Annotated in this window: 7 protein-coding genes and 3 tRNA genes; all 10 read right to left on the reverse strand. The window is 39.0% G+C overall.

Annotated elements, in window-relative coordinates:
- Positions 1-200 precede the first annotated feature (200 nt).
- Positions 201-276 (reverse strand) — tRNA-Lys (locus BI291_RS16970).
- Positions 277-474: 198 nt separating this feature from the next.
- Positions 475-550, reverse strand: a tRNA-Lys gene (locus BI291_RS16975).
- 62 nt (positions 551-612) lie between these two features.
- Positions 613-688: transfer RNA gene (locus BI291_RS16980), tRNA-Lys, on the reverse strand.
- 146 nt (positions 689-834) lie between these two features.
- Positions 835-1611, reverse strand: coding sequence for a tol-pal system protein YbgF (gene ybgF / locus BI291_RS16985; protein WP_074500432.1), 777 nt, complete (start codon positions 1609-1611; stop codon positions 835-837).
- A gap of 15 nt (positions 1612-1626) precedes the next feature.
- A complete protein-coding gene (pal, locus tag BI291_RS16990) occupies positions 1627-2166 on the reverse strand; it encodes a peptidoglycan-associated lipoprotein Pal (RefSeq protein ID WP_074500434.1) in 540 nt (179 codons plus the stop codon).
- A gap of 44 nt (positions 2167-2210) precedes the next feature.
- Complete coding sequence (gene tolB, locus BI291_RS16995) at positions 2211-3560, reverse strand: Tol-Pal system beta propeller repeat protein TolB (RefSeq protein ID WP_074500437.1); 1350 nt, start codon at positions 3558-3560, stop codon at positions 2211-2213.
- Between the two features lie 30 nt (positions 3561-3590).
- The gene (tolA, locus tag BI291_RS17000) at positions 3591-4418 is read right to left on the reverse strand and encodes a cell envelope integrity protein TolA (protein WP_074500439.1); all 828 of its coding nucleotides are present in this window, start codon (positions 4416-4418) and stop codon (positions 3591-3593) included.
- A 3-nt stretch (positions 4419-4421) separates the two neighbouring features.
- Complete coding sequence (gene tolR, locus BI291_RS17005; protein ID WP_074500441.1) at positions 4422-4850, reverse strand: protein TolR; 429 nt, start codon at positions 4848-4850, stop codon at positions 4422-4424.
- Positions 4851-4868: 18 nt separating this feature from the next.
- Positions 4869-5546 (reverse strand): protein TolQ, encoded by a 678-nt coding sequence (gene tolQ, locus BI291_RS17010; RefSeq protein ID WP_074500444.1) that lies wholly within the window; start codon positions 5544-5546, stop codon positions 4869-4871.
- The gene (gene ybgC / locus BI291_RS17015; protein WP_074500446.1) at positions 5536-5946 is read right to left on the reverse strand and encodes a tol-pal system-associated acyl-CoA thioesterase; all 411 of its coding nucleotides are present in this window, start codon (positions 5944-5946) and stop codon (positions 5536-5538) included. The genes tolQ and ybgC overlap by 11 nt, the downstream gene beginning before the upstream one ends.
- Positions 5947-6741 lie beyond the last annotated feature (795 nt).

The following is a 6741-nucleotide window of genomic DNA, read 5'->3' on the forward strand; positions in this document are numbered from 1 at the left end:
GTAATCCTGTACTACACCCTTTGGCCGCTGCGCGTTCAAAATTGTTCCTGACAATTTTGTATTCCGTAATCCTGTACTACACCCTTTGGCCGCTACGCGTTCAAAATTGTTCCTGACAATTTTGTGAACCTTCTTCTTGGTTCAAAACGTTAGCTGAATTATTAGCTACACGGTTAAGGCGATAAATAATTTTTTAAAAGTGGTCGGTCGTGAAGGATTTGAACCTTCGACAAATTGGTTAAAAGCCAACTGCTCTACCAACTGAGCTAACGACCGATGATAGATGGGTATGATAATAAAATGTAGACTCTGTTTACGACTTAAATACTTAAGAAGTGTTCGATTGTGAAGGATTTATTCCGTACATCCTGTACTACACCCTTTGGGCCGCTGCGCGTTCAAAATTGTTCCTGACAACTTTGTGAACCTTCTTCTTGGTTCAACCCTTCAACCTAACTTTGCTCAAGTAAAAAGTGGTCGGTCGTGAAGGATTTGAACCTTCGACAAATTGGTTAAAAGCCAACTGCTCTACCAACTGAGCTAACGACCGATAATCTTATTTTACTATCTAATAAATGGCGAGCCACACTTTCTATTTTGGTATGAAGAAAGTGGTCGGTCGTGAAGGATTTGAACCTTCGACAAATTGGTTAAAAGCCAACTGCTCTACCAACTGAGCTAACGACCGACATTTATTTACGTGGAACGTCTCGTTCAACGCGCCGCATATGATACTCATAATTTTGGCGAGTGCAACAACAAAATTAAGTTTTTTTGCTATCTGTGATTTTTTGTTTAAAAAGCCAACACACTGAGCAAGTTATCGCCACAAAACTACTGTAGTGACGATAATCTTGGCTGTGCTAACTTTGCAGCACTTGAATCAGGGTACAACGATAAAAGTTGTTGATAGATGCTTTTGGCTTGAGCAACGTTATTTTGTTTTTGTTCGACCATTCCTAACTTAAGCATTGCATCACTGCGTTTAGATGAATCTTTAAACTGATTCACGACAACAGAAAACGCTGATTTAGCTTGTGAAAGCTCACCTTTGCTAAAGAGTAATTGCCCTAACCAATATTGCGCATTAGCGGCATAACTCGAATTGGGATATTGTGAAATAAACTGTCGAAATGCAGGTATCGCATCATCGTAGCGTTTTTCTTTTAACACTAAGTTTAGCGCAGCATTATATACATCATCACCATTCGTGGCTGTCGGGCTAACGGTAGGAGTTGATACAGTTGCTTGCTCAAACGTATTCGCAGGTGTTTTAGGTTTAAGTGCTTGCGACACTCGACGTTCAAGCTCTTGATACAGTTCTTTTTGTCGATCTAATACTTGCGATAATTGATGTGAATGCAACTCTGTAACACCACGAAGTTCACTTACTTCATTTTGTAACTCATCAAGTTGACGCTGCATTTTAATTTGATTACGTGTGTACACCTTATTTTGGCGAACAATGTCTTCAATTTGTTCATGCAATGAACCAGAACTTGCAGAGCTAGAAATAACGTTAGATGCATCAATCACTGGTGCTGGTTCTGCTGCCTGACCATAAAAGGCGGCAGCAGAAAGTACACCAAATAAAACTTGGTTTAGTTTCATTTATAGGTTACTCAATTAGTAAACTAATACCGCACGGCGGTTTTTAGCAAAAGCACTCTCAGAGCGGTTTCTAACCATTGGTTTTTCTTCACCGTAACTTACGATAGAAATTTGAGAAGGTGAAACCCCCATGTTTTCTAAATACGTTTGTACTGACTTAGCACGACGTTCGCCTAATGCAATGTTGTAATCAGGCGTACCACGCTCATCTGCATGACCTTCAATTAACACATTTACATCACTATTTTTTGATAAGAACGTAGCATGTGCGTCTAATACATTTGAAAAGTCTGCACTTACTGTTGATTTATCAAAACCAAAATAAACAATATGTTCTGAACGTAAACGTTCCATTTCTTGACGTTTTTGCTCTGCAATTTCAGCTTCACGTTGAGCTGCAGTCACTTGAACGTTATCTTGCTCAGTTGTAGTTTGAGTTTGAGTATTTGTATCAACCTGGCTTTGCTCATCAGTTTCAGTATTTGAACTACAAGCAGTTAAAGCCATAATAGGTAAAGCTACAGCAAGAGCCTTCACAGTTTTATTCAAGCGCATTTTAGGTTTCCTTATTGTTTCAATAATTTTAATTCTTACAATTTTTATAAAAATGGTGACCAAGCAGGTGATTTCACTTCGCCATTAAGCGCAGGTAATCGTGCTTTAAATCTACCATCTAATGAGACTAAGCTCAAAACTTGTCGGTTATTATGTAATGTACTGTAGATGATCATACCACCATTAGGTGCGATACTTGGTGATTCATCTAATCGAGTTCGCGTTAACACTTGGAAGGTTCCCGTATCCAAATCTTGCTTTGCCAAATGATATTGGCCACGTGTGCGATTTACCATTACAAGTTGACGACCGTCAGGAGATAATGAGCCACCAAGGTTCATTTCACCATCAAAAGTGAGTCGCCTTACTTTTCCGTTCACTAAATTTACGCGATATAGCTGCGCTTTTCCACCCCGTTCTGAACTAAATATCAATGAATTACCATCAGGTGTCCAACTTGGCTCCGTATCAATAGCACGATGACGGGTAATTCTGCGTAGTTTTTTAGTGGCTACATCCATCACATAAAGCTCTGGATTACCGTCTTTCGACAATACCATCGCCATTTTCTTACCGTCAGGCGACCAACGAGGAGCACTGTTGATCCCATTGAATGAAGCAATTAATTTACGTTTACCTGTATAAATATCAATAGAATAGATTTGAGCCTGATGATTAAGGAAAGTCACATAAGCTAATTGATTGCCTGAAGGATCCCAAGACGGTGACATCAATGGTTCTTTTGAACTTAACAACGTATGTTCATTAAAACCATCGTAATCAGATATCACTAATTGATACGGATAATCACCTTGGTCTCTTACAATCACGAAAGCTATCTTGGTTAAAAATGCACCACGAGTACCCGTTAATGTTTGGTAAATTTTATTACTAATTCGATGAGAGTAGCGTCGAAATTGGCTTGAGCTTATTTCAACACTACTTTCCGCTAAAATGTGATCAGTACTTTTTACAAGCTTGCCACCGCTTAACATTTGCGTTTTACCGTCAGTAATTTGGCCACGCACTACATCGACTAAATGAAAGGTCACTTGATAACGGCCTAAGCCAGTTGACGATATTTTGCCAACAACAACATTTTCTACACCAATATTTGCCCAAGCTGCGTAATCAACATCTTCAACTTTATTAGGAAACTGCGGAAAATTTGTGGGTGATATAGGACTGAATTTACCACTACGTAGTAAATCATCACTGACAATTTGAGTGATATTTTCAGGCAATTGACCAGGCCCATCATAGGTAAAAGGTAATATTGCGATAGGACGCGCACCGTCCACCCCTTCGGTTATCACTATTTCTAATGAACCGGCAAATGTTCGCGTTGTAATTAACAACACGCATAAAGAAATAAATATTCTGAGTTTTTTCATAAGATATCAAATTGCTTTTTTTAAGGTTAATTAAAACTCTGGCACCACAGTTAAACTGATCGAACGCATTTTTTCAAACACTTCCGGATCTTTTGACACAGGCAAGGTACCCGCTTTCTTAACTGCATTACGTGCCGCATCACATACTATACGGTCACCGCCCTGTCTTGACACATCAATAACAAAGCCTGATGCCGCCAAGGTAATATTCAGCTTACACGACTTACCTTCCATCGTTGCTTGATCTGTTAATAAGTTACTTTGAATGATGTGTGTGATCAATGCTGTATAACGGTCAAGCTCTGAGGTTACTCGCTGTTGGCGAGCTTGCGCTCTTGCTGCCATTTCTTGCGCCATTTGTTCTGCTAGTTGACGCTCTTGCTCTTCGCGCTCTTTTTTAGCTCTGCGTTTTCTTTCAGCTTCTTGGCGTTTACGTTTTTCTTCTTCAGCTTTTTTCTTTCGCTTAGCTTCTGCTTCTCGACGTCTTTTCTCATCTGCCGCTTTTTTCTTTTTCGCTAACGCTGATTTTCGTAACTCTTCTTCTCTTTTGCGTTTTGCTTGCTCTTGTTTACGTTTTTTCGCAAGCGCCGCATTACGAATGCGATCTTTTCTTGCTTTATCTTCGGCAGCTTTTTTACGTTTTTGCGCTAAATCTTTTTCACGAATTTTATTTAACTGCTTTTCTATCGTTTTCTTTTCAACAACAACGGCTTTAATTGGCTTTGGTGGCGCAGTAGCATGACTTGCTGTAGGTGTTGGTTTTGCTAACGAAGAAAAATCAGCAAACAATAACACTAAGGCAATAATAATATGCGCAGAAAAGCTAATTACTAACGCTTTTACAAATGGTCCTTGCACGCGTTAGTTCTCCTCGAGAGAGTCAGTCATCAACCCAACCGAAGGTACACCCGCTTCTTTTTGTAATAACACCATTAGTTGAATGACGGCATCATATGACACAGCGCCATCACCATTGACCACAACAGGTGTTTCAGGGGCTTTAGCAAGGTGTGATTTTACTAAGGTTGCTACCTCTTCAGCAGATAACTGCTGATTTTTACTTGTGCCTATTGCTAAATAATAATTACCTTCCGCATCTACTGACGCTACCAATGGCGGTTTAGAGTCTTCATCTAAAGGTTCAGCATCCGCTTTGGGTAAATCTACTTTTACCCCTTGCGTAATTAATGGTGCCGTAACCATAAAGATAATAAGCAATACCAACATTACATCAATATAAGGTACAACGTTTATTTCGGCGACTTTTTTACGTCTAACACGACTGTACATATAAAATCTCCTTCGCGATTACTGAGCCGCAGATGATTGACGCTGTAATATACTTGAAAACTCTTCCATGAAATTCGCGTATCTATTTTCAAGTTTTTCAACACTATGAGTAAAACGGTTATATGCCATTACGGCAGGAATTGCTGCAAATAAGCCCATGGCTGTCGCTATTAAAGCTTCGGCGATGCCCGGTGCAACCATCGCAAGTGTCGCTTGTTGTACTGCACCTAGAGCAATAAACGAATTCATGATACCCCATACCGTACCAAATAAACCGATGTATGGACTAATAGAACCAACGGTTGCCATGAAAGGTAAATGTGTTTCTAACGTATCAACTTCTCTTGAAAGCGCAACACGCATAGCTCTATGCGTACCGTCAACAACAGCCTGAGGCGTATTAATATTACTTTTTCTGATCCGTGCAAACTCTTTAAAGCCCGCTACAAATAAACTTTCAATACCTTTTATTTGTTGATTTGCAGTGACTTCGGCATATAAACGGCTTAAATCAGCTCCGCTCCAAAACTTGTCTTCAAATTCTTCTAATTGCTGAGTGGCTTCTACAAGAACTTTACGACGTTGAAAAATCATCGCCCACGAAACAACCGAAAAGCCAAGTAAAATTAACATTACTGTTTTCACGAGCAAACTTGCTTCCAAAAACAAATCCAAAATTGAAAGTTCAGCTGACACTTTTTAACGCTCCTAAAATATTATTGGGTATGGCACATGGTTTTACATGGATAAGATCAACATAGGCAACCACAACTTTAATACGACACATGCACAGTTGTTGTTCATTAAACACGTGTTGAATAAAACTAACACTTGCGCGTTTAAGTTGTTCAATTGTGGTAATAACCGTTAGCAAATCATCTAATTTAGCGGGCGCTAAGTTATCCATTTCAAGCTTTCTGACCACAAAGCCCGCACTTTGTTCTAAAAAAGTTGATTGGCTAATACCAAGCTTTCTTAACCATTCTGTACGAGCACGTTCACAAAAATTCAAATAATTTGCATGATAAACATTTCCGCCAGCATCGGTATCTTCATAAAACACTCTAATTTGAAAATGGTCTTCAACTGTTTGCATTAATGAAAGTATGGCTTGTTCAGGTTTTTATATGCTAGGTATAGTAATAGAAAATGATAGATGCAAACAACCCCTACAATGTACGTTTTGTAAGAATTTACAAATAAATTACATCTTTTGTTAGCGTTGATAATTACGCTGAAAGTAGCCAAGGCTAATTCAGCCCCTTATTCATTAGTTTTTCTAATGAATAAGATAAATTTATTTCGTTTGTTTTAGATCAATGTTTTATCTAAAATACACATGTTTTCTGAGCTAGCGCACTGATAAACTTCTTTTACCCCTAGGGTTTATCATTAGCCAGTGAATTTTTAGATTAGATAGTTTGCTATCTTATCTCTCTGACATGTTTCCTGGAATACCATATTCCTTCTAGCAACTTGAGAAATTAAGTTGGCCCGCTTCCCTTAAGCGGGCTTTTTTTTGTCCAAAAAATCAGCTGATACAATAAATAACCTGAGCTCAGGATAACACTTACTTTCTAGCAGTTGTGTTTCCTTATTACTGCGTTAACTTTATTTGCAATAGACAAGTTATACCAATTCGCATAAAGATTAAGTCAGTTCAGAGCGATGTCAGAGGTGGGAGAATAAGCGAAACGTGTGCAGGTATAGTTGTTCTACATCAAACACGTGTTGCGCAATTATCGCGCCTCTAACACGCTCCCAAAAGGCGAGTTTAAACGCTTGCCTGTGTTATTAATTTTGAAAAGGACGCTACAAGGATGTAGCTTATTAGAGAACGCAGGAGCACGTTCTCCTGAATAACCATTCTCTGCAATCAACGCCGTGCCTC

The sequence above is a fragment of the Thalassotalea sp. PP2-459 genome (assembly GCF_001913705.1).
GTDB lineage: Bacteria > Pseudomonadota > Gammaproteobacteria > Enterobacterales > Alteromonadaceae > Thalassotalea_C > Thalassotalea_C hakodatensis.